The sequence below is a fragment of the Shinella sp. G-2 genome, assembly GCF_050172695.1.
Classification (GTDB): Bacteria; Pseudomonadota; Alphaproteobacteria; order Rhizobiales; family Rhizobiaceae; genus Shinella.
Genome location: NZ_JBBEYH010000001.1, coordinates 623,975 through 644,178 on the forward strand (window position 1 = coordinate 623,975; position 20,204 = coordinate 644,178).

Genomic DNA, 20,204 nt, shown 5'->3' on the forward strand with positions numbered 1-20,204 from the left:
TTTTTTACGGATTCCCACTATGGCATCCTTTGGCTTGAAGGTCATCCGGCTCGCGCTTTCGGGCGTCGCCAAGGTTTCTCCCGATGCGGCCGGCCGCGCCGCCTTCCGTCTCTTTGCGACGACGCCCGGCCGCCGGCCGCGCACCGCCAAGGAGAAGGAACTGTTTGCCCGCTCCGAAGGCTGGATGCGGCAGGCGCAGCGTGTCGAGCTGGCTTTTGCCGGCGGTACGGCCGTGGCGCACCGCTTCGCGGCACGTCCCTGCGAGGCCTTTGCCGGCCGCGTCCTCGTCGTGCACGGCTGGGGCTCGCGCGCGGCCTATCTCGCCACCCTGACGGAGGGGCTGGTCGCCGCCGGCCACGAGGTCGTGGCGCTCGACCTGCCGGGCCATGGTGCCTCGCGCGGGCGCACGCTGACGCTGCCGATGGCGGTCAGGGCCATTGACGCGGCCTGGCAGCGCTTCGGCGGCTTCGACTATTTCTGCGGCCATTCCTTCGGCGGCGCCTCGCTTGCCTGCGCGGCAAGCGGGCTCGTGCCCTCGGTGCCCGCGCACCGGCCGCGCCGGCTCGTCACCATCGGCTCTCCAAGCGAAATGACCTGGCTGTTCAAGGATCTCGGGCGTTATCTGAAACTCGGCCAGAAGGCGCAGGTGGCGCTGGAAGACCATGTCGAACGCATCGCCGGCGCACCGCTCTCCGCCTTCGATGCGGCCAGCGGGGCAGGGCGGCTCGATACGCCCATGCTGGTCATCCATGCCGAGGACGACAAGGAAGTCTCCGCGACCCATGCCCGGCGCTATGCCGCCTCCGGCCCGAACGTCACGCTGCACTGGGCGAACGGTTTCGGTCATCGTCGCATCGTCTCGGCCGAACCGGTGATCGACAGCATCGTGGATTTTCTCGCCGAGGACCGGCGCCGCATCGCCGCCTGATTGGCTTTGCGTCATGGGAATGTCATGCAAGGGTGCGATGCGCCGAAGGGCACAGCACAGGAGCAGGACATGACCATCGTCACCTCGGTCGAGGAATTGCAGGCACTTTACGGCGAACCGGGCGAGGCCTCGCTCGTCAAGGTGACGGACCACCTCCTTCCCGAATACCGCGCGATGATCGCGGCCTCGCCCTTCATGGCGCTTGCCACCGTCGGGCCGGAGGGGCTCGACTGCTCGCCGCGCGGCGACGCCGGCGCGGTCATTCATATCGAGGACGAGCGCACGCTGATGCTGCCCGACTGGCGCGGCAACAACCGCATCGATTCGCTCTCCAACATCGTGCGCGATCCGCGCGTGGCGCTGATGTTCCTCATTCCGGGCTCCAATACGACCATGCGGCTCAACGGCCGTGCCGTGGTGCGCATCGACGACGCGATCACGCAGCGCTTCGTGATGGACGGCCGCCATCCGCGCGCCGTCGTCGTCATCGCCATCGAGGAGGTCTATTCGCAATGCGCCCGGGCCGTTCTGCGCGCCGACCTCTGGAACCCGGAGAAGTTCCGCGATACGTCCCTGCTGCCGACGGTGGGGCAGATGCTCGCCTCGGCCAAGAAGGGCTTCGACGGCGACAGCTATGACCGGGAGTGGCCGGGCAGGGCCGCCAAGACGATGTGGTAGGACCGGCATGGCGAATATCCATGCGGTCAGGCCCGTCTTGTCAGTGATCGAAAATGGCTTCGGCCGATTGGGAGCATGAAATGCGGACAGGAATTTTTGCGGCAACCTTCGCGGCGGTCATGGCGGTCTCGGGCGCCGCGCATGCGGACGAACTGCTGGAGAGCTACAACGCCTATATCGGCCAGGACGATCTCTACAATTCCAGCGGCGCACGGCTGACCCAGCCCTGGCAGGTCATCCGTCAGGACCGCGCCAACGTGCACCGCTTCGGCATCAGCCAGCCGGGCGACGACACGGACGGCTATTTCGATTCCGCCCGCAACCGTGACCTCGCCGAGCGCATGATCCGCGACGGCCGCATGGAGAACAGCGCGGCGCGCAGCCTGCTGCGCGGCGACGTGCGCATCTATGTCGAAGTCTGGCGTGGCTCCAATGGCGACTATCTTGCGATCACCGTGGATTAAGCCCGGCCTCGCCGTCGCGGTCGCGCTGGCGGCCGGTCTGCCTCAGGCCTGCGCGGCCGAGCCTGATCCCGCGACCCGTCTTAAGCTGCTTGTGGACGCCTATCCGGAAAGCCTTGCCGGCGTTGACGGCAACAGGCTTGTCTTCCGCGATGGCGGATCGGCGCTCGAGATCGACGATGGCAGGACCAAGGACCATCAGGCGGCGCTCAAGGCCGGCGATGTCGAGGACAGTCTTCGGCAGATCTACCCGCTCGGCGCCTGCGAGATGACGCCGGCGGTGAATGCCGATCCCGGTCGCATCCGCAGCGATGCGCTGATGATGCGGCTCTATGGCGGATCGGCGAAGGCCGTGGAGGCCGACCTCGTGCGCGTCGACTGGTTCGGCGCGACGCTCCGCGTGACGAAGCGGCAGGGGGCCGCCGCGGCGCTGGAGAAGGTGCGCGACGCGCTGGCGGAACGGCCCGAGCTGAAACGCTATCTTGCGCCCTCGGCCGGCACGTTCAACTGGCGCAAGGTCTCGGGCGCGCCGAACCTTTCGGTGCACAGTTTCGGTGCGGCCATCGATCTCAACACGAAATATGCCGATTACTGGGTCTGGTCGGGCGGCAAGCCGGGCAAGGTGCCGACCTATGCCAACAAGTATCCGCTGGAGATCGTCGACCTCTTCGAGCGTCACGGCTTCATCTGGGGCGGCCGGTGGTATCACTACGATACGATGCATTTCGAGTACCGGCCGGAACTCATCGCCATCGCGAAGGCGGCGGGCGCTTCGGCCTGCCGCTAGCGTTTGTCAGGGAAAAGTGGGAACCGGTTTTCCCGAACAGACAAACGAAAACAAAAGAATTTGGAGCATGTCCGGTTCAATCGGAACCTGACATGCCCTAGATCCGCGCCGAAGCGTTGCCGCCTCGGCTGGAAATGCGTGGATGGCTCAATCCCGCACGATGACCGTCGCGCCCGCCGTCACCTGGGCATAGAGATGTTCGACGTCTTCGTTCGCCATGCGGATGCAGCCGGACGATTGCGCCTTGCCGAGCGAGGACGGCTGGTTGGTGCCGTGGATGCGATAGATCGTCGAGCCGAGATAGATGGCGCGCGAGCCGAGCGGGTTGTCGAGGCCGCCCTTCATCGAGACCGGCAGGATCTTGCCCTTCTTGGCTTCGCGGGCGCGCATGTCTTCCGGCGGCGTCCAGGTCGGCCATTCGGTCTTGCCGGTCACCTTTTCCGTGCCGGTCCAGATGAAGCCCTCGCGGCCGACGCTGACGGCGTATTTCACCGCAAGGCCCGAGCCGAGCACGTGGTAGAGGCGGCGTTCGGAATTGTCGACGATGATGGTGCCGGGCGCGACATCCTCGTTGAAGGCGACGAGTTCGCGGGCGATCGGGGCGCGGGAAACGGCGGCGATCTTCTTGTCCGCCTTCACGGGCTTGCCGCCCGAGAGCACCTGCAGCCAGCCCGTCTTCTGGACGGAGGAGGACAGCGAGGCGACTTCGATGGGGTCGACGGCATTGTCGGCGGCATGGGCGGCGCCGGCGGTGGAGAGGAGGCCGGCGATAAGGGCGATGGCGAGCGTTTTCATCTGTGCTGTCCCTGTCTGGAGGCCGGGTCTTCATGCCCGGCGCCTTGTTCTGATGGGGACGTTTTAGGACAGCACCGCCCGGCGTGATGTTCCGATGGGAACAGGCCTCAGAAGGGCTGGATCCAGACGAGGCTGCTCAGCATCAGCACGGCGATCATCGTCATTTCGAGAAATCCGGTTTGCATGGCACGCTCCTCCTTTGGCGGAAAAACGCCGGCAGGCCGCCATGGTTCCGCCGGATTTCGCGCGGGAAGAAAAATCGTTGCCAAAATGCAAAACGGCGCCGCTGGGGCGCCGTTTCGGGACAGGATCGAGCCGTCCTATTTCCGATAGATCAGCCAGCTCTTGGCGAAATCCTTCTTCATGCCGTCCTCGAAGGCCATGGTGCGGTTGCGACCGCCGTTCTTGGCGCAGTAGAGAGCGATGTCGGCCTTGGAGTAGAGTTCGCCCGGGCCTTCCGCCCAGGACGCCATGCAGAAGCCGAGCGAGATGGTGATCGGGCCGTAGTTGACGCCGGTCTTGGAATTCTTGAAGGGCGTGTGTTCCAGCGCGGTGCGGATGCGCTCAGCGATCGCCATCGCCTCGTCCTCGGTATTGCCTTCCACGATCATGGCGAATTCCTCGCCGCCGGTGCGGGCGACGAGAATGTCCTTGCGCACATTGGCGCGGATCAGGCTGCCGACCGAGGCGAGGATCTTGTCGCCGACGGGGTGACCGTAGGTGTCGTTGATCTTCTTGAAATGGTCGATATCGGCGAGGATCAGCGCGGTGACGTTGCGCGACATCGGGGAATTGTAGATGGCCGAGAGCTTGTCGTCGAAGGCGCGGCGGTTGGAGAGCTGCGTCAGCGAATCCGTGTTGGCGATACGCTTGTACTCGTCCAGTTCCTTGCGGACATTCTCCATCTCGCGCGACTTCTGCGTGACGTTCTCCACCATCTCCTTGCCCTGGCTGATGGTGTCGCCGGTCGCTTCCGTCAGGACGCTGATGACGCTCTTGATGATGTCGACGCTGGTCGTGTTCTTGCCGTTGATACGCACGAAGGTTTCGTCGAGCAGCTTGTTGTAGCTTTCGAGCGAGGTCTGTTCCTGCTTGAGCAGGCGCAGCAGGCCTTCCAGTTCGCCGACGATCTTGGTGTGCACGCCGTCAATGGAGGTCGCACCGTGATGGTGGCCGAAATACTGCTCGCCGATCTCGTCCAGTTCCTCCTGCGAGGCCTTGCTGCCGAGGGCGGCAAGCTCGCGCGTCAACTTGGGGTTGGAGCCGATATAGGCTTCGTAGAACAGCTCGTAATTGCGGGGAATGGGAGAAACGCCCATTATGCGCATGGCGTAGGTCACTTGCGCCGCGATATCCGGCACCTGGACCTTCTGCGCAACTGCCGTATTCATATCGGCTGCTCCTGATTTCGTTCGTTGGCTCCCATCCCCCAAAATAGAGCGGAAATGCTTTGGGAATCCTTAACGGTTGTAATTTCCGTAAGGGGAGCCGGAAAGAAAAAAGGCCGCAAATCCAACGATCTGCGGCCCTCGAAGCGGGAATATTCAAAAATTCTGTCTCAACCCGGCATAATCATTTTCTCGGGACGTACAACCTCGTCGAACTCTTCGTTCGTGACATAGCCGCCGCCGACGGCTTCCTCACGCAGGGTTGTGCCGTTCTTGTGGGCGGTCTTGGCGATCTTGGCCGCGTTGTCGTAGCCGATCTTCGGGGCGAGCGCCGTGACGAGCATCAGCGAGCGGTCGAGCGCCGCCTTGATGTTGTCTTCGCGCGCCTCGATGCCGACGACGCAGTTGTCGGTGAAGGAGATCGCCGCGTCCGACAGCAGCTGGACCGATTGCAGGAAGTTGTAGGCCATCAGCGGGTTGAAGACGTTCAGCTCGAAATGGCCCTGGCTGCCGGCGAAGGTGAGCGAGGCGTGGTTGCCGAAGACCTGGGCGCAGACCTGGGTGAGGGCTTCGCACTGGGTCGGGTTGACCTTGCCGGGCATGATGGACGAGCCGGGTTCGTTTTCGGGCAGCGACAGTTCGCCAAGGCCGGAGCGCGGGCCGGATCCGAGGAAGCGGATGTCGTTGGCGATCTTGAAGAGCGCCGCGGCGGCCGCGTTGATCGCGCCGTGCGAGAAGACCATGGAATCGTGGGCGGCCAGCGCCTCGAACTTGTTCGGCGCGGTCTTGAAGGCGATGCCGGTGATGGCGGCGATGTGTTCGGCGACCTTTTCCGCAAAGCCGACCGGGGCGTTGAGGCCGGTGCCGACGGCGGTGCCGCCCTGGGCGAGTTCACACAGGCCCGGCAGCGTCAGTTCGATGCGCTTGATCGAGGAGGCGACCTGCGCGGCATAGCCGGAGAATTCCTGGCCGAGCGTCAGCGGGGTGGCGTCCTGCGTGTGCGTGCGGCCGATCTTGATGATGTGATCGAAGGCCTTCACCTTGGCTTCGAGCGCGGCATGCAGGTGCTTCAGCGCCGGCAGCAGGTCGTGCACGATGCGTTCGGCGCAGGCGATGTGCATGGCCGTCGGATAGGTGTCGTTCGACGACTGGCTCATGTTGACGTGGTCGTTCGGATGCACCGGCTTCTTGGAGCCCATGACGCCGCCGAGCATTTCGATCGCCCGATTGGAGATCACTTCATTGGCGTTCATGTTGGACTGGGTGCCCGAACCGGTCTGCCAGACGACGAGCGGGAAATGGTCGTTGAGCTTGCCGTCGATGACTTCCTGCGCGGCTTCCGTGATGGCCTTGCCGATGGCGGGGTCGAGGCGGTTCAGCTCCATGTTGGCGCGGGCGGCGGCCTGCTTGACGATGCCGAGGGCGCGGACCACGGAAAGCGGCTGCTTTTCCCAACCGATCTTGAAGTTGCCGAGCGAACGCTGGGCCTGAGCGCCCCAATAGCGGCTGTTGTCCACTTCGATGGGGCCGAATGTATCCGTTTCCGTGCGCGTCGATGTCATAGTGCGTCCCGTTTCTTCGAGCCCATGCGTCAAGGTCTGCCGCCGGCGATGCCGCCGCATGGGGCGCGGCAGGCCGGGCGAGCGCGGGCAATCCGGGGAGGCCCGCGCTGGCGCGAAATCGCGCAATTCTCTGGCCCATCCGCGACCCAGTTGCAAGGGTGGATTTGCCCGTCGCAGCCGAGACTTTCGGTTAAAATCGATTAGGCCGCGAGGGCCGATGGAGGGTTGTCGGGCGGCCTTTGCGGTTGTGCTTTTTTCATCACAACGGTCCGCCGATTTTTTATCCGATTTTCCGGCGGGCGGCGGGGAGCGGCTTGCGAAAAGCAAAAAATATGCGTCGATTCAAATTTTTACGCGGCCTGATCCGTCATGCCTGCCATGGTCCGGCGTCACGGTTTCGTGAGGCCTGGAGGGGCTGGCGGGGAGGGGCGTTTCCTTTTCATTCACCATCCTTTCCTATAACTTACCGGCCTGCTGGTTCGGGCGCCGCCAGGGACCGCGATGGGCGGTTCATACGGGGAATGGAATACGACTTATGAAGCTGACAAAGACTGCCGTGCTGGCCGCTGCGCTGGCGCTTTCCTGTGCCACCATCACGCTCCACGCCGCGCCCGCCAATGCCATCACGCTGATGGACTTCATCCGCGGCGGCAAGAAGAAAGAACCCAAGCGCGAAGCGCTGCCCGGCGTCGAGACGGGCCTCGCGCTGCCGGGCGCCGAGGTCAAGCAGGAGCCGAGGCCCCTGCCGCGCGTCACCGGCCCGCGCTACTACACCTACAAGGCCGACGCCCTGAAGCGCGTCGCCGTCGACAAGTTCGCCGACCCGGTCGTCACCAGCTCGATTTCCACCGATGTCGCGCCGGCGGGCGATGCCGGCATCCGCGCGGCCTTTTCGACCGTCAACCTGCGTGCGTCCGCGGACGCTGCCAAGGCGGTCGAGACCTATTACAGCGACAAGAAGGGCTTCCTCTGGATCCAGGGCACCGGCATCACCGAGAAGGCGAAGACGGCGATCGCCGTGCTGGCCGATGCGGCGTCCGTCGGTCTCGATCCCTGGGACTATGCGGTGAAAATTCCCGCCGACAGCTTCGACAGCGCCAACATGAATGCGCGCTACAGCGAGCTGGCGACGTTCGAGCTCGCGCTTTCCGCTGCCGTTGCGACCTATGTGCAGGACGCCGCGCGCGGCCGCATCGATCCCAACCGCATTTCGGGCTATCACGACTTCAAGCGCAAGGACGTCAACCTCGTCGCGGCGCTGAAGAACGTCGGCCTCAGCGGCAACGTCAAGGCGTATCTCGAAAGCCGTTCGCCGATGAGCGACGACTTCCTGGCGCTGAAGGCAGAACTTGCGAAGCTGAAGGCGGAAACCCAGGGTGACGACCGTGTGGTCATTGCCGAGGGCACGCTGCTGAAGCCCGGCCAGAGCAATCCGGAACTCGCCAATATCGTCAAGGGCATCGTCAAGCACGGTTCCGACGCGCTGAAGACCGAGCATTCGGTGACCATCGCGTCCTACAAGGACACGCCGGACTACACGCCGGAACTCGTCACGCTGGTCGAAGCCTTCCAGAAGGAAAACGGCCTGAAGCCGGACGGCGTCGTCGGCAAGGCATCCATCCGCAAGATGGTCGGCGGCGATTCCGTCGCCGACAAGGTCGCCAAGCTCGAAGTGGCGCTGGAACAGGCGCGCTGGCTGCCGGTCGATCTCGGCGCGCGCCACGTCTTCATCAACCAGCCCGCCTTCATGGTCTACTACTACGAAGAGGGCCGCGAGAAGTTCTCGATGCGCACGGTGGTCGGCTCCAAGTCGAACCAGACCTACTTCTTCGAGGACCGCATCCAGACCGTCGAGGTCAATCCGTACTGGGGCGTGCCGCAGTCGATCATCATCAACGAGATGCTGCCGAAGCTGCGCAACGATCCGTCCTATCTCGACCGCATGGGCTATGAAGTGGCCGTCGGCGGGCAGGCCGTCGCCTCGTCCTCGGTCAACTGGAACGGCTCCACGTCGGGCATTTCCGTTCGCCAGCCGCCGAGCGGCGACAATGCGCTGGGCGAATTGAAGATTCTCTTCCCGAACAGCCACGCCATCTACATGCACGACACACCTTCGAAGAGCTTCTTCAAGAAGGACATGCGCGCGCTGAGCCATGGCTGCGTGCGCCTTGCCGAACCGCGCAAGATGGCCGCCGCCGTGCTGGGCGTCAGCGAAGAGGATGTCGGCAAGGAAATCTCGGCCGGCCGCAACAAGGCGCTGACCGTCAAGGCGGATATCCCGATCTATATCGCCTATTTCACCGCCTGGCCGAACAAGGATGGCGCGGTCGAATATTTCGACGACGTCTATGGTCGCGACGACTACATGCGCAAGGCATTCGCCGCCACGCGCGCTGCCCGGAAGGTGGAGAGCTGATCCGTCAGCCCCAGGTCAGCGGATCCAGCCTGAGATAGAATGCGAGGCGCCCCCTGTCGGGCGCCTCTATTTTTATGGTCCTGAAGAGAATGTCGAAGGCCTTCTCCGCCTCGTCCGCGCTCGTCCAGCTTTCCCCGGCATTGGCCAGCATCAGCGTCAGGTCAGAATAGCGGTCGGCGGTGCCGAGCCGGCCGAGATCGATCAGGCCCGTGCAGCGCAGCGTGACGGGGTCCACCAGGATGTTCGGCATGCAGGGATCGCCGTGGCAGACGACACGGCCGGCGGCCTCCTGCGCGAGCCGCAAGGGCAATTCCGTTTCAACGCGCGCCAGCAGGTCTTCACCCGGCATTTGCCTGTCCTCGTCCGGCAGGAAATCCGGATTGACGGCGCCGCGCGAAACGACGTCGGCGGCGCGGGCGGCAAGTTCCGCGAGGGATTTTCCGAAGGGGCAGTTTTCAGCGGGAAGGGCGTGCACGGCTGCAAGCTGTTCGACCATCGAGGGCCAGGCCTCGATGAGGTCCGCGCCCGAAAGCGAAGCGGCGGGAATGCCGGGAAGGGCGGTCATGACCAGGCAGGCGCCGTGCTCGTTCTCGCGCCAGTCGACCGCCTCCGGGCAGGCGACGGCCCTGCCGGCGAGCCAGGCGAGACGGTCGCGCTCGCCGGCCAGCGCTTCGGCGCGCGGACGCGCGGCGATCTTGGCATAGCGTTGCCCGTCGGCGCTGCGGAAAACCCGGTCGCCCGATTCGCCCTGATGCGCCGGGATCCAGCCGGACCGGATATCGAGAAGAGCTTCCATCCAGTCCACGGGCACTCCTGGGGTCAGTTGGCGAGCAGGCGCTCCACCAGATCGGGCGTCAGTTCATCGAAATGGGAGATGACGTGGTTCGGTTCAAGCGTGGCGACCGGCACGTCGGAATAGCCGAAGGGCACGCCGATGGAGGGCACGCCGGCATTGCGGGCGACGAGGATGTCGTTGAGGCTGTCGCCGATCATCACCGTACGCTTCGGGTCGGCCTCGGCAAGACGGACGGTGCCCATCAGGTGCTCGGCGTCCGGCTTGCGAACGGCGAAGGTGTCGCCGCCGGTGATGGCCGAAAAACGCGGCGTCAGCGCAAGGCCGTCGAGCAGGCGGCGGGCGAGGCCTTCCGTCTTGTTCGTGCAGACCGCGAGCCGGTAGCCGGCATCGGCGAGGCGATCCATCGCGTCCGTCAGGCCGGGATAGGGCACGGAAACGCCGGGCATCGCGTTGCCGTAATGCTCGATGAAGACGCCGAGCATGCGCTGGAGATCGCTGTCGGCCATCTCGCGGCCCCGCAGCGCGAAGGCGCGCTTGATCATCACCTGCCCGCCATGGCCGACGAGATAGGTAAGGTCGCCATAGCCGACCGGATCCAGCCCTTCGAGGCCGATGGTGTGGTTGAGGCTCGTCACGAGATCGTGCGCCGTATCGATGAGCGTACCGTCGAGATCGAAGACAACGAGAGAAGCGGACATGGCGGACCTTGCGGAAGGAGAGGAGGGAGGGACTTCTCCGGTATGCGATGGCGCGGGCATTTGCAATCCGGTTCTTGCTCCCGGTTTCGGGTGAGCCTCGCTGCGGCGATTTTGGCTTTCGTTTGCCATGCAGGGCGTGTAAGTGTCTCACCGGAATTCCGGCCGCTTCGCGCCGGTCACATCACTATGGAGTGTTGGGGCATGGACGCCCGGGAAATGAAGATCAAGGCCGCGGAGGCCGCGCTCGCCCATGTGGAAGACGGCATGCGCCTCGGCATCGGCACCGGCTCGACCGCGGAAGAATTCGTACGGCTTCTGGCGGAAAAGGTGGCCAGCGGCCTTCGGGTCGAGGGCGTTCCGACCTCCGAGCGCACGGCGCGGCTCTGCGTCGAACTCGGCGTGCCGCTGAAGTCGCTCGACGAACTGCCGGAACTGGACCTCACCATCGACGGCGCCGACGAAGTCGACGGCCGGTTGCGCCTTATCAAGGGCGGCGGCGGTGCGCTGCTGCGCGAGAAGATCGTCGCCAGCGCCTCCACCCGCATGATCGTCATCGCCGACGAGAGCAAGGTGGTCGACACGCTCGGCGCCTTCAAGCTGCCGATCGAGGTCAATCCGTTCGGCCTCGTTTCCACCCGTATCGCCATCGACAAGGCGGCCTCGCGCCTCGGCCTTTCCGGCGCGATCACGCTGCGCGCCTCGGGCGACGGCACCTTCATGACGGACGGTGGACACTACATTCTCGACGCATCTTTTGGCCGCATTCCTGATGCAGATGCGCTCGCAAGCAACCTCAATGACATACCGGGCGTTGTCGAACACGGCCTCTTCATCAATATGGCGTCGCTTGCCATCATCGCGGGACCCGCTGGTGCGCGCACGCTGACGGCAAAAGAATAGACAGGAGCACAGACCGACATGATCAAATTTGCTGGTTTCGGCCGGACCCTCGCGGTGACCCTCATCGTTTCGGCAGGCCTTTCCGGCGCCGCCAAGGCGCAGGACGTCACGGACGAGCAGATCAAGGCCGCGCGCGCCGCCATCGACGCCATCGGCGCGACGAGCCGCTTCGACAACATCCTGCCGGGTCTTGCCGTGCGCGTGAAGTCGACCCTCGTGCAGGCTTCGCCGAACCATGAGGCGGAGATCAACGCCGTCGTCGACGAGCAGGCCCTGGCACTCGCTCCGCGCCGCGCCGACCTCGAGAAGGAAGCCGCGACGATCTACGCCAAGACCTTCACGCAGGAAGAGCTCAAGACCATCGCCGATTTCTACAGCTCTGCCGTCGGCAAGAAGCTGCTGGCCGATGGTCCGATCGCCACGCGCGAAGTCATGAAGGCCGCCGAAATCTGGGCGACCGGCGTCGACCGCGACCTGCGCGCGGAAAGCGGCAAGAAGCTGGACGCGATGATCGGCACGCCGCCGGCGACCGAAGGCGGCGACGCGCAGCCGCAGCAGTAAGAAATGCAAAAAGGCGGCCATCGGCCGCCTTTTCTCTTTCCGGGATCGTCTTCCCGCGGGTCTTATTCGTGGATGGTGTAGGTGCCGAGTTCGCAGAGGTTCTGCGTGTCGGTGGTCGTGTCGAGGTCGGACTCTTCCGTGAACTCGAAACGCATGTCGTATTCGCAGACGCTGCGGCCGTCGGCGATGGTGATCTCGATCGTCTCGCCCGGGTTCAGCACCTGGTCGCCGAAGACGTCATCCTCCCACTTGTCGACGCCGACCGGGGAGGTATGGAAACGGGTGAGGACGGAGTTCGTGCCGTTCTTCAGCGTGAAGACGAGGTCTTCCGCGAGAGCCGGGCCTGCAAGCATGGCGAGCGCTGCGGCACAGGCCGCGATATGCGTCAATTTTTTCATCTTGATCATCCACTTAGACCACAATCGGTCGGGTGTATTTCTTAAGTCTGATTTTTGGCGGCGTAAATCGGGTTTGAGGGCGCGGCCTGCTCATTTTTGAACGGCCCCTCCGGTCCTGCTCGATGACGTGACGATGTGGCCTTTTCCTTTTCGTCCTGCTGTTCCTATATGTGTCGAGCCCGCAGGCGGATTCGCCTGCCGCACCCCGCCAGACGGCCGCCCGGCCAGGCTTGCCCGCAGGAGATCACGACATGACGGCATATGACTACGACCTCTTCGTCATCGGCGGGGGCTCCGGCGGCGTGCGCAGCGCGCGTCTTGCGGCCAGCATGGGCAAGAAGGTGGCGATCGCGGAAGAGTTCCGCTTCGGCGGCACCTGCGTCATCCGCGGCTGCGTGCCCAAGAAGCTCTATGTCTATGCCTCGCAGTTCCACGAGCATTTCGAGGATGCGGCCGGCTTCGGCTGGCAGGTCGGCGAGAGCCGTTTCGACTGGCAGGCGCTCGTCGCCGCCAAGGAGAAGGAGATCACCCGTCTCGAGGGCCTCTACCGCAAGGGGCTGGACAACGCCGCTGCGACGATCCTTTCCACCCGCGCCGTGCTGGTCGGCCCCAACACCGTGCGCCTCACGGCGACCGACGAACTGGTGACGGCCGAGCGCATCCTGATCGCCGTCGGCGGTCATCCGACGCCGCATGTCGACCTGCCGGGGCACGATCTCTGCATCACCTCCAACGAGGCCTTCGACCTGCCGGTCATGCCGAAGTCGATCCTGATTTCCGGCGGCGGCTATATCGCGGTCGAGTTCGCCAACATCTTCCATGGGCTCGGCGTGGAGACGACGCTGATCTATCGCGGCAAGCAGATCCTGTCGCGCTTCGACCAGGACATGCGCCAGGGCGTGCAGTCCGCCATGATCGCCAAGGGCATCCGCGTCCTCTGCGAGGACCTCATCACCAGCGTTGCCGAGGCCGGGGACGGCCGCCGCACCGTGACGACCAAGGCCGGCGAGACGCTGACCGTCGACCAGGTGATGCTGGCGCTCGGCCGCGTGCCGAACACCGGCAGCCTCGGGCTGGAGACGGCGGGCGTCAAGACGAACGAGCGGGGCGCGATCGTCGTCGACGCCTATTCCCGCACCAACGTGCCGGGCATCTTCGCGCTGGGCGACGTGACCGACCGCGTGCAGCTCACCCCTGTCGCGATCCATGAAGCCATGTGCTTCATCGAGACGGAGTTCCGCGGCAACCCGGTCTCGCCCGACCACGACCTCATCGCGACTGCCGTCTTCTCGCAGCCGGAGATCGGCACCGTCGGCCTCAGCGAGGAGGATGCCGCGAAAAAGTTCGATGACCTCGAAGTCTACCGCGCCGAATTCCGCCCGATGAAGGCGACGCTCACCGGCCGGCAGGAAAAGACGATCATGAAGCTCGTCGTCAACGCGGCCGACCGCAGGGTGGTGGGCGCGCATATCCTCGGCCACGAGGCCGGCGAAATGGCGCAGCTCCTCGGCATTTCGCTGAAGGCCGGCGTCACCAAGGACGATTTCGACCGCACGATGGCGGTGCATCCGACGGCGGCGGAGGAACTGGTGACGATGTACCAGCCGAGCTATCGCGTCAGGAACGGGCAGCGGGTCTGAGGCCTGACTGCGCCCGTGCGGCACGGCCGGCGAAGCGGTCCTCGTGATGCTTGAAGAGCGCTGAAAGGCGATCGATCGCCAGCCGCATTTCCGGCCGGTGGCGGTCGTCGTCGTTCACAGCCAGCCACAGCGGATGCGTGAGGTCCTCGATGACCTCGCCCTCGCGCGCCAGCGCGGGCATGGCATCGCCGACGAAGACGGGCAGGACGCCGCGCCCGGCGCCGCTCGCGATCAGCCGGGCAAGCACATCGGGCGCATTCGTCCAGGTGTGGATGTGCGGTTCGTGGGTGCGGAACACCCATTTCTCCGCGTCCGACGCCGCCACCTCCGTGCCGATGGATATCCAGGGCAGGTCCTTTTCCAGTTCCCGGTCCGCCGCGCGGTAGACGGCGTAGGCGACCTCGACCGACCGTCGCACCGCGACATTGCCGGTCTTCGGCGCCGTGTCGAAGAGCGCGATCATGCCATGGCGATAGGTGAGGTCCTCGCCCGGCATCAGCTGCTTGCAGCAAAGGCGAAAACCATCAGCCGGACTGCGCAGCGCGCCGATGTTGTCGGCAATGAAGCCGGTCAGCCAGATGTTGGCGGCAATGGAGACGATCGGCAGCGCGAAGGCGTCGCCATGCCAGCGGGTGATGTCGGCCGTGGTGCGGCGGATGGTCTGGACATGCTCGAACAGGATGGCGCCGTCCGCGGCGAGCCGGTAGCCCTGCTGGCTGCGGATGAAGAGCGCACGACCCATGGCGCGCTCCAGCGCGAGCATGCGGCGCCCGATGGTCGGCGCGCTGACGCCTGTCATCGCAGCCGCGCCGGCAAGCCCGCCTTCGCTGGCCACATGGAAGAAAAGCTGCAGGTCGCTCCAGTCGACTTCCGCCATTGCGGGTTCCCCGTTCGGATATCCCCTTCTACCGCAAAAGCCGCCTGGCGGTATCGCTCATCGGTGAAACGGGCGTTTCATTTGCGCCTCTACGGTCCGGCGAGCGGCCAGCCTACCTCCTAGGCGTGATTGAAAGCCAAGGAGTTTGCCCATGAGCCCGGAATGGATGTTCGCTCTCGACCGCGTCGAAAGGACGGCGCGCGGCCGCAACCGGAACCGTCTGTCCGATCCGCTGGAACGGGAAGAGTGGAAAGGGCTTGGATGGCTGATCGGTCTGTTCATGCGCCTGTCGAGCCGCCGCCGACACGGGGCGAAACGCGCCGCGCCTGCCGGCTTTGGCCGGTCTTTTCCACCGCTTGCTGCACCGCGTCGCAATTAGGCCGAAACTCGCCGGCCAACCGTGCTCTACCACCCGTCGCGGCATGGGGCTTTTCGACCGTCGCAATTGCGTGGCCGCCGCTGGAAAGTCGGCTATGCAAGAACCATCTAACGGTTTATAAGCCCGCATCTTCAATACGGAGGGGCGTTTGCTCGTTGCGCGAACGCGTCAGGACAGGTGAGTAACATGGCACAGAATTGGACCCCGAGCAGCTGGCGGCAGAAGGCCATTCAGCAGGTTCCGGATTATCCCGATCTCGCCGCATTGGCGGCGACCGAAGAGCGCCTCGCGAAGTTTCCGCCGCTCGTCTTCGCCGGTGAGGCACGCCGCCTCAAGAGCGCGCTGGCGAACGTTGCCGAAGGCAAGGGCTTCCTGCTTCAGGGTGGCGATTGCGCCGAGAGCTTCGCCGAACACGGTGCCGACACCATCCGCGACTTCTTCCGCGCCTTCCTGCAGATGGCCGTGGTGCTGACCTTCGGCGCCCAGCAGCCGGTCGTGAAGGTCGGCCGCATCGCCGGCCAGTTCGCCAAGCCCCGCTCCTCGGGCATCGAGAAGCAGGGTGACGTGACGCTGCCGTCCTACCGCGGCGACATCATCAACGGCATCGAGTTCACGGAAGAGGCGCGCGTGCCGAATCCGGAGCGCCAGATCATGGCCTACCGCCAGTCTGCCGCCACGCTGAACCTGCTGCGCGCCTTCGCCATGGGCGGCTATGCCAACCTGGAGAACGTCAACCAGTGGATGCTTGGCTTCGTCAAGGATTCGCCGCAGGCCGAGCGTTACCGCAAGCTCGCCGACCGGATTTCCGAGACCATGGACTTCATGAAGGCCATCGGCATCACGGCGGAGAACCATCCGAACCTGCGCGAGACGGATTTCTTCACCAGCCATGAGGCGCTGCTGCTCGGCTACGAGCAGGCGCTGACCCGCGTCGATTCGACCTCGGGCGACTGGTACGCGACGTCGGGCCACATGATCTGGATCGGCGACCGCACGCGCCAGCCCGACCATGCCCATATCGAATACTGCCGCGGCATCAAGAACCCGATCGGCCTCAAGTGCGGCCCGTCGCTGACCGGCGACGGTCTCCTGGAGCTGATCGATCTCCTCAATCCGCAGAACGAGGCCGGCCGCCTGACGCTGATCTGCCGCTTCGGCCACGACAAGGTCGCCGAGAACCTGCCGCGCCTCATCCGCGCGGTCGAGCGGGAAGGCAAGAAGGTCGTCTGGTCCTGCGACCCGATGCACGGCAACACGATCACGCTCAACAACTACAAGACCCGTCCCTTCGAGCGGATCCTGTCGGAAGTCGAAAGCTTCTTCCAGATTCACCGCGCCGAAGGCACGCATCCGGGCGGCATCCATATCGAGATGACCGGCAATGACGTGACGGAATGCACGGGCGGCGCCCGCGCGCTTTCGGGCGACGACCTTGCCGACCGCTACCACACGCATTGCGACCCGCGTCTCAATGCCGACCAGGCGCTCGAACTCGCCTTCCTTCTTGCCGAGCGCATGAAGGGCGGCCGCGACGAAAAACGCATGGTCGTGAACGGCTGATCACGTTCCGTTCATGCTTCGGTTCCGTAAATTAGCGGAGCTGATGCAAGCATTCAGGAATGTGAAATTGACAGGACCGGGCCGGCTGGCAAAGCTGGCCCGGTTTTCGTTTGGGGGGGAAGAATGAGCCAGGAACATACGGGGCATTGCCTTTGCGGCACGGTGCGCTTTCGCACGAGCGGCGACCTCAGCAAGGTGATCGCCTGCCATTGCAGCCAGTGCCGCCGCCAGACCGGCCACTTCTATGCCGCGACCAATGTGACGAACGACACGCTGACCGTCGAGGGCGCGGAGAACGTCACCTGGTATCGGGCAAGCGATACGGCGAGCCGCGGCTTCTGCCGCACCTGCGGCTCGGCGCTGTTCTGGAAGGGGGACGGCGCCGGCTATACCTCGATCATGGCCGGCACGTTCGACCAGCCGACAGGCCTGACGATCGGCGTGCACATCTACTGCGCCGACAAGGGCGATTATTACGAGATCGACGACGGCGCGCCGCAGTTCGCCCAGAGCCGCTGACGCGGGGCTACCGTACCCGAACTACTGCACCAGGGCTGGGCGCTGGCATTGCACGCCCGTCACCCGCACGTCGGCCTCGCCGACCCTGACGCCGACCACCAGAAGCAGGTTGTAGAGCAACTCGTCGATGGCGGGTGTTACGGTCGTCAGCGTCGAGGCGAGCGCCTTGGAAACGAGGTCCAGGCCGAGCCCGAGGCCGAGCAGGTTGATATCGACGTCGAGATCGCCCAGCAGGGTCTTGACGGCCGAGGTCAGCGTGTCGCGGGTCGAAACGGTCTTTATTGTCTTGGCGGAAATCTCCGTCGGCGTGTAGGTGAGGCGCGTCTTGCCGAGGTTCTTCACCTCGCCATGGGCATAGGCATCGATGTTGATGAGCGCGGATTCGACGATGCGGGCTTTCTGCACGCGCGGCTCGTCGGAGAAGTCGGAGAGGACCGAGGGATCGACCTTGCCGATGGCGATCTCGGCAATGCCGGGCACGGCATCGACCGAGACATTGGCATTGGACGGCGTGCCGCCCAGGCAGCGGATATCGGCAAGCTTCGCCTCCGAGGCGGCGACCTCGACATAGAGCGGCAGCTTGATGCGCAGCCCCGCGAGGGCAGCAAGGCCATTGATGCCGATCTCCACGGACAGCCGCGTCTGGGCGCTGCGCACGGCGCTACCCGGGGCGCCGAGGCGCAGCGACGGCGTTTCCACCGGCGGTTCGCCGATGGCGAGATTGATCTTCACCGTCGCGATGCCCGGAAGGCTGACGCCGGTATCGAGCGCCACCTGGTTCTTGCCGTTCGCCAATGCAGCGGCGGCGGCCACCATCTGCATGACATTGGCCGACATTTCCCAGTTGCCGCCGGCATTCACCGCGACGCCCTTCTTGGGGTCGATGTTGAGGATCTTCGACAGCGGCAGCTTCACCTTGCTGCCCGCGGTCGCCTGTTCGATGGCGCGCAGCGCCGAACGGACGGGGCCGGAAAGGCCGTCCACCGCCTGCATGGAGGCCAGAAGCTGCGGCATGGTCAGGCCGGCATTCAGCACGTCCTCATAGGTCGCCGCCGTCAGGTTGAGGTCGGTGGCGATGGCCTTGAGGAAGGGCTGGACCGAAAGGTCGGCATCGACCAGCGCCTGGTAGTCCATCGCCTTCAGCGACAGGCTTGTGCCGAGCAATTTGCCGAGCAGCGCGTTGAGTATACCCTCGTTGAGGCTGGCGAGGCGCGTGCCGATGGAGAAGGCGGCGACCTTGGTGCGCGAGGCCGACCCGGTTGCCGACAGGAGCGGCGACTTCGGCATGAACATCGCGGCAAGGAAGAGATCGGCGGAGCGCGAAACGGTCACGCGGGCAGCATCCGCATCGGTGGTCGCCGCCTTGAAGCGCTCCTCGGGTGCGATATCGGGGTCGGCGACATAGCGGCCGCGCTCGACGCTCGCCGTGCCCGTGATGACATTGGCGTGGATCGGTGTTGCGGCGGGGAAGGAGACCCCGTTCTTGCCGGTGACGGCGACGGAGAGGTTGTTGAGCGAGAAATAGGTCGCCGCGGCCTTCTCGGCCTGCACGACGTCGGAGGCGGCCGCGATGGCGGCAAGGTCTGCCGTTGCCTGCAACTGCCGCTGCTGCACGGTGAGGTAGCCGTAGTCGACGCCGAGCGCGAGCGAGAAGATCATCAGTGGCAGGCTCAGGGCCGACAGCGTGGCGATGTTGCCGCGCCGGTCTTCGATAAAACGGCGAAGCGTCATGTCACAGTCCTCCCACGCGCACCGTGGCATAGCGCTGGATCTTTTCGTGCGGCAGCGCGAAGGTGAAGAGCTTCCAGATCGGCAGGTCGCTGGAATCGTAGGAGATCGTCACCGTGAACTGGTCCGGATTGCCGGGATCGTCGGCGACGATCACCTGCATCTTGGAGCGGTTCAGAAAGGAATAGTTGAAGCGCGAGGCGTCGAGGTAGCGGTTGACCAGCGTGACGCGCTCGGTCGGGTTGAGGCCCGCGACCGCCGTACGCGCGGCATCAGCGGCGATCTGCTGGACCGAATGGGTGACGGACAGATAGATGCCGTAGGCGATGAGCGTGAAGAGGGCGAGAAAGAACAGCGGCGCCACGATGGCGAATTCCAGCGCCGAGGTTCCGGCGCGATCCTTCGACAGGCGGGTGAGGGCGTGCATGACATCTCCTCCTTCTGGTTTTGTGATGACGACAGGCAATCCCGCATCCGGAAGGTGGATGCACGTTTATCGTGCGCCCAGAGTCTTAATTTCTCCTATAGATTGATTTTTGACAAAGGCGTGTAGCGTTGGTTGTGGAGGATTGTCACTCCTTCTGGCGCAGCAGGTCGTGCAGGCGCAGCACCTCCATCTTCAGCGCGGCGATCTCGCCGAGGAAATGCGTGTCGATCTTGTGGTGCAGCGCCATCAGTTCGATCTCCGCCTTGAGGTTGACCTCGTAGTCCTTGGTTGCCTCGAAGCGGTCGCGCGCCGCCTGCCGGTTCTGCGACATCATGATGATCGGCGCCTGCAGCGCGGCGAGCATGGACAGCACGAGATTGAGGAAGATGAAGGGGTAGGGGTCGAAGGCATCCTTCGTCAGCAGGACCGTGTTTGCGATGGTCCAGGCGACGAGAAAGACGAGAAAGCCGATGATGAAGGCCCAGGAGCCACCGACGCGGGCGATGGCGTCGGCGACGCGTTCGCCGGGCGATTGCTTGGACTGGTAGGCGCTGTTGCGATCCGCCGAAAGAATACGGCCCTCGCGGGAATGGAGGAGGACCTCGCGCTCGGTCTCGTCGAGCTGGTCGGCGGGCTTGCCGAAGAGGATCTGGGCGGCGTCGTCGAAAGGTCTCATGGCCGGGCTCCGGAAGGCGAATCGGAGCCC

21 protein-coding genes are annotated in these 20,204 nt (G+C 64.7%); 11 read left to right on the top strand and 10 right to left on the bottom strand.

Annotated features, from left to right (window positions below; translation table 11 throughout):
* The first annotated feature begins 19 nt into the window (after window positions 1-19).
* From V8U06_RS03140 to V8U06_RS03155, 4 genes are all read left to right on the top strand, one after another.
* Entirely contained in the window at window positions 20-928 is a 909-nt protein-coding gene (locus tag V8U06_RS03140; protein ID WP_427139455.1) for an alpha/beta hydrolase, read from the top strand.
* 69 nt (window positions 929-997) lie between these two features.
* Window positions 998-1,606: a pyridoxamine 5'-phosphate oxidase family protein gene (locus V8U06_RS03145; RefSeq protein WP_427139456.1), complete on the top strand. Its 609-nt coding sequence runs from the start codon at window positions 998-1,000 to the stop codon at window positions 1,604-1,606.
* Between the two features lie 80 nt (window positions 1,607-1,686).
* Complete coding sequence (locus V8U06_RS03150; protein WP_226918804.1) at window positions 1,687-2,070, top strand: hypothetical protein; 384 nt, start codon at window positions 1,687-1,689, stop codon at window positions 2,068-2,070.
* Window positions 2,051-2,854 (top strand): M15 family metallopeptidase, encoded by an 804-nt coding sequence (locus V8U06_RS03155; protein WP_427139457.1) that lies wholly within the window; start codon window positions 2,051-2,053, stop codon window positions 2,852-2,854. Before V8U06_RS03150 ends, V8U06_RS03155 begins: the two co-directional genes overlap by 20 nt.
* 147 nt (window positions 2,855-3,001) lie before the next feature.
* Here V8U06_RS03155 and V8U06_RS03160 read toward each other — a convergent pair whose 3' ends face one another.
* The 3 genes from V8U06_RS03160 to fumC all read right to left on the bottom strand — a co-directional run bounded on the left by V8U06_RS03160 (window position 3,002) and on the right by fumC (window position 6,659).
* On the bottom strand, window positions 3,002-3,649 hold the full coding sequence (locus V8U06_RS03160; protein WP_427139458.1) for a L,D-transpeptidase: 648 nt from the start codon (window positions 3,647-3,649) through the stop codon (window positions 3,002-3,004).
* A 320-nt stretch (window positions 3,650-3,969) separates the two neighbouring features.
* Entirely contained in the window at window positions 3,970-5,040 is a 1,071-nt protein-coding gene (locus tag V8U06_RS03165; protein WP_226918807.1) for a GGDEF domain-containing protein, read from the bottom strand.
* Window positions 5,041-5,207: 167 nt separating this feature from the next.
* Complete coding sequence (gene fumC, locus V8U06_RS03170; protein WP_427139459.1) at window positions 5,208-6,659, bottom strand: class II fumarate hydratase; 1,452 nt, start codon at window positions 6,657-6,659, stop codon at window positions 5,208-5,210.
* Window positions 6,660-7,134: 475 nt separating this feature from the next.
* Here fumC and V8U06_RS03175 point away from each other — a divergent pair, with 475 nt between their 5' ends.
* The gene (locus tag V8U06_RS03175) at window positions 7,135-9,015 is read left to right on the top strand and encodes a L,D-transpeptidase family protein (RefSeq protein ID WP_427139460.1); all 1,881 of its coding nucleotides are present in this window, start codon (window positions 7,135-7,137) and stop codon (window positions 9,013-9,015) included.
* Between the two features lie 4 nt (window positions 9,016-9,019).
* Here V8U06_RS03175 and V8U06_RS03180 read toward each other — a convergent pair whose 3' ends face one another.
* The gene (locus V8U06_RS03180; RefSeq protein WP_427139582.1) at window positions 9,020-9,811 is read right to left on the bottom strand and encodes an APH(3'') family aminoglycoside O-phosphotransferase; all 792 of its coding nucleotides are present in this window, start codon (window positions 9,809-9,811) and stop codon (window positions 9,020-9,022) included.
* 23 nt (window positions 9,812-9,834) lie between these two features.
* Window positions 9,835-10,509, bottom strand: coding sequence for an HAD family hydrolase (locus tag V8U06_RS03185; protein WP_427139461.1), 675 nt, complete (start codon window positions 10,507-10,509; stop codon window positions 9,835-9,837).
* Between the two features lie 201 nt (window positions 10,510-10,710).
* Here V8U06_RS03185 and rpiA point away from each other — a divergent pair, with 201 nt between their 5' ends.
* Both rpiA and V8U06_RS03195 read left to right on the top strand, forming a co-directional pair.
* Window positions 10,711-11,409: a ribose-5-phosphate isomerase RpiA gene (gene rpiA / locus V8U06_RS03190; RefSeq protein WP_427139462.1), complete on the top strand. Its 699-nt coding sequence runs from the start codon at window positions 10,711-10,713 to the stop codon at window positions 11,407-11,409.
* Between the two features lie 18 nt (window positions 11,410-11,427).
* Window positions 11,428-11,970, top strand: coding sequence for a DUF2059 domain-containing protein (locus tag V8U06_RS03195; RefSeq protein ID WP_226918812.1), 543 nt, complete (start codon window positions 11,428-11,430; stop codon window positions 11,968-11,970).
* Window positions 11,971-12,032: 62 nt separating this feature from the next.
* On the opposite strand, the gene V8U06_RS03200 is transcribed toward V8U06_RS03195, so the two are convergent.
* On the bottom strand, window positions 12,033-12,368 hold the full coding sequence (locus V8U06_RS03200; protein WP_226918813.1) for a hypothetical protein: 336 nt from the start codon (window positions 12,366-12,368) through the stop codon (window positions 12,033-12,035).
* A 251-nt stretch (window positions 12,369-12,619) separates the two neighbouring features.
* Here V8U06_RS03200 and gor point away from each other — a divergent pair, with 251 nt between their 5' ends.
* Complete coding sequence (gene gor, locus V8U06_RS03205; protein ID WP_427139463.1) at window positions 12,620-14,008, top strand: glutathione-disulfide reductase; 1,389 nt, start codon at window positions 12,620-12,622, stop codon at window positions 14,006-14,008.
* Here gor and V8U06_RS03210 read toward each other — a convergent pair.
* Window positions 13,986-14,885 carry a LysR family transcriptional regulator gene (locus V8U06_RS03210; protein ID WP_427139464.1) on the bottom strand — a complete coding sequence of 300 codons (900 nt, stop codon included), beginning with the start codon at window positions 14,883-14,885 and terminating at the stop codon, window positions 13,986-13,988. The genes gor and V8U06_RS03210 overlap by 23 nt on opposite strands.
* A gap of 151 nt (window positions 14,886-15,036) precedes the next feature.
* Here V8U06_RS03210 and V8U06_RS03215 point away from each other — a divergent pair, with 151 nt between their 5' ends.
* The 3 genes from V8U06_RS03215 (at window position 15,037) to V8U06_RS03225 (ending at window position 17,343) form a co-directional block, all read left to right on the top strand.
* Window positions 15,037-15,264: a hypothetical protein gene (locus V8U06_RS03215; RefSeq protein ID WP_427139465.1), complete on the top strand. Its 228-nt coding sequence runs from the start codon at window positions 15,037-15,039 to the stop codon at window positions 15,262-15,264.
* Between the two features lie 186 nt (window positions 15,265-15,450).
* Window positions 15,451-16,824 carry a class II 3-deoxy-7-phosphoheptulonate synthase gene (locus V8U06_RS03220; protein ID WP_226918817.1) on the top strand — a complete coding sequence of 458 codons (1,374 nt, stop codon included), beginning with the start codon at window positions 15,451-15,453 and terminating at the stop codon, window positions 16,822-16,824.
* 123 nt (window positions 16,825-16,947) lie between these two features.
* Entirely contained in the window at window positions 16,948-17,343 is a 396-nt protein-coding gene (locus tag V8U06_RS03225) for a GFA family protein (protein ID WP_427139466.1), read from the top strand.
* Window positions 17,344-17,364: 21 nt separating this feature from the next.
* Here the strand turns inward: V8U06_RS03225 and V8U06_RS03230 are convergent, their stop codons facing one another.
* The 3 genes from V8U06_RS03230 to V8U06_RS03240 form a co-directional block, all read right to left on the bottom strand.
* Window positions 17,365-19,074 (bottom strand): pilus assembly protein TadG-related protein, encoded by a 1,710-nt coding sequence (locus V8U06_RS03230; RefSeq protein WP_427139467.1) that lies wholly within the window; start codon window positions 19,072-19,074, stop codon window positions 17,365-17,367.
* Window position 19,075: 1 nt separating this feature from the next.
* On the bottom strand, window positions 19,076-19,498 hold the full coding sequence (locus V8U06_RS03235) for a TadE/TadG family type IV pilus assembly protein (protein WP_226918820.1): 423 nt from the start codon (window positions 19,496-19,498) through the stop codon (window positions 19,076-19,078).
* Between the two features lie 145 nt (window positions 19,499-19,643).
* A complete protein-coding gene (locus V8U06_RS03240) occupies window positions 19,644-20,174 on the bottom strand; it encodes a DUF1003 domain-containing protein (protein ID WP_427139468.1) in 531 nt (176 codons plus the stop codon).
* Between the last annotated feature and the right edge of the window lie 30 nt (window positions 20,175-20,204).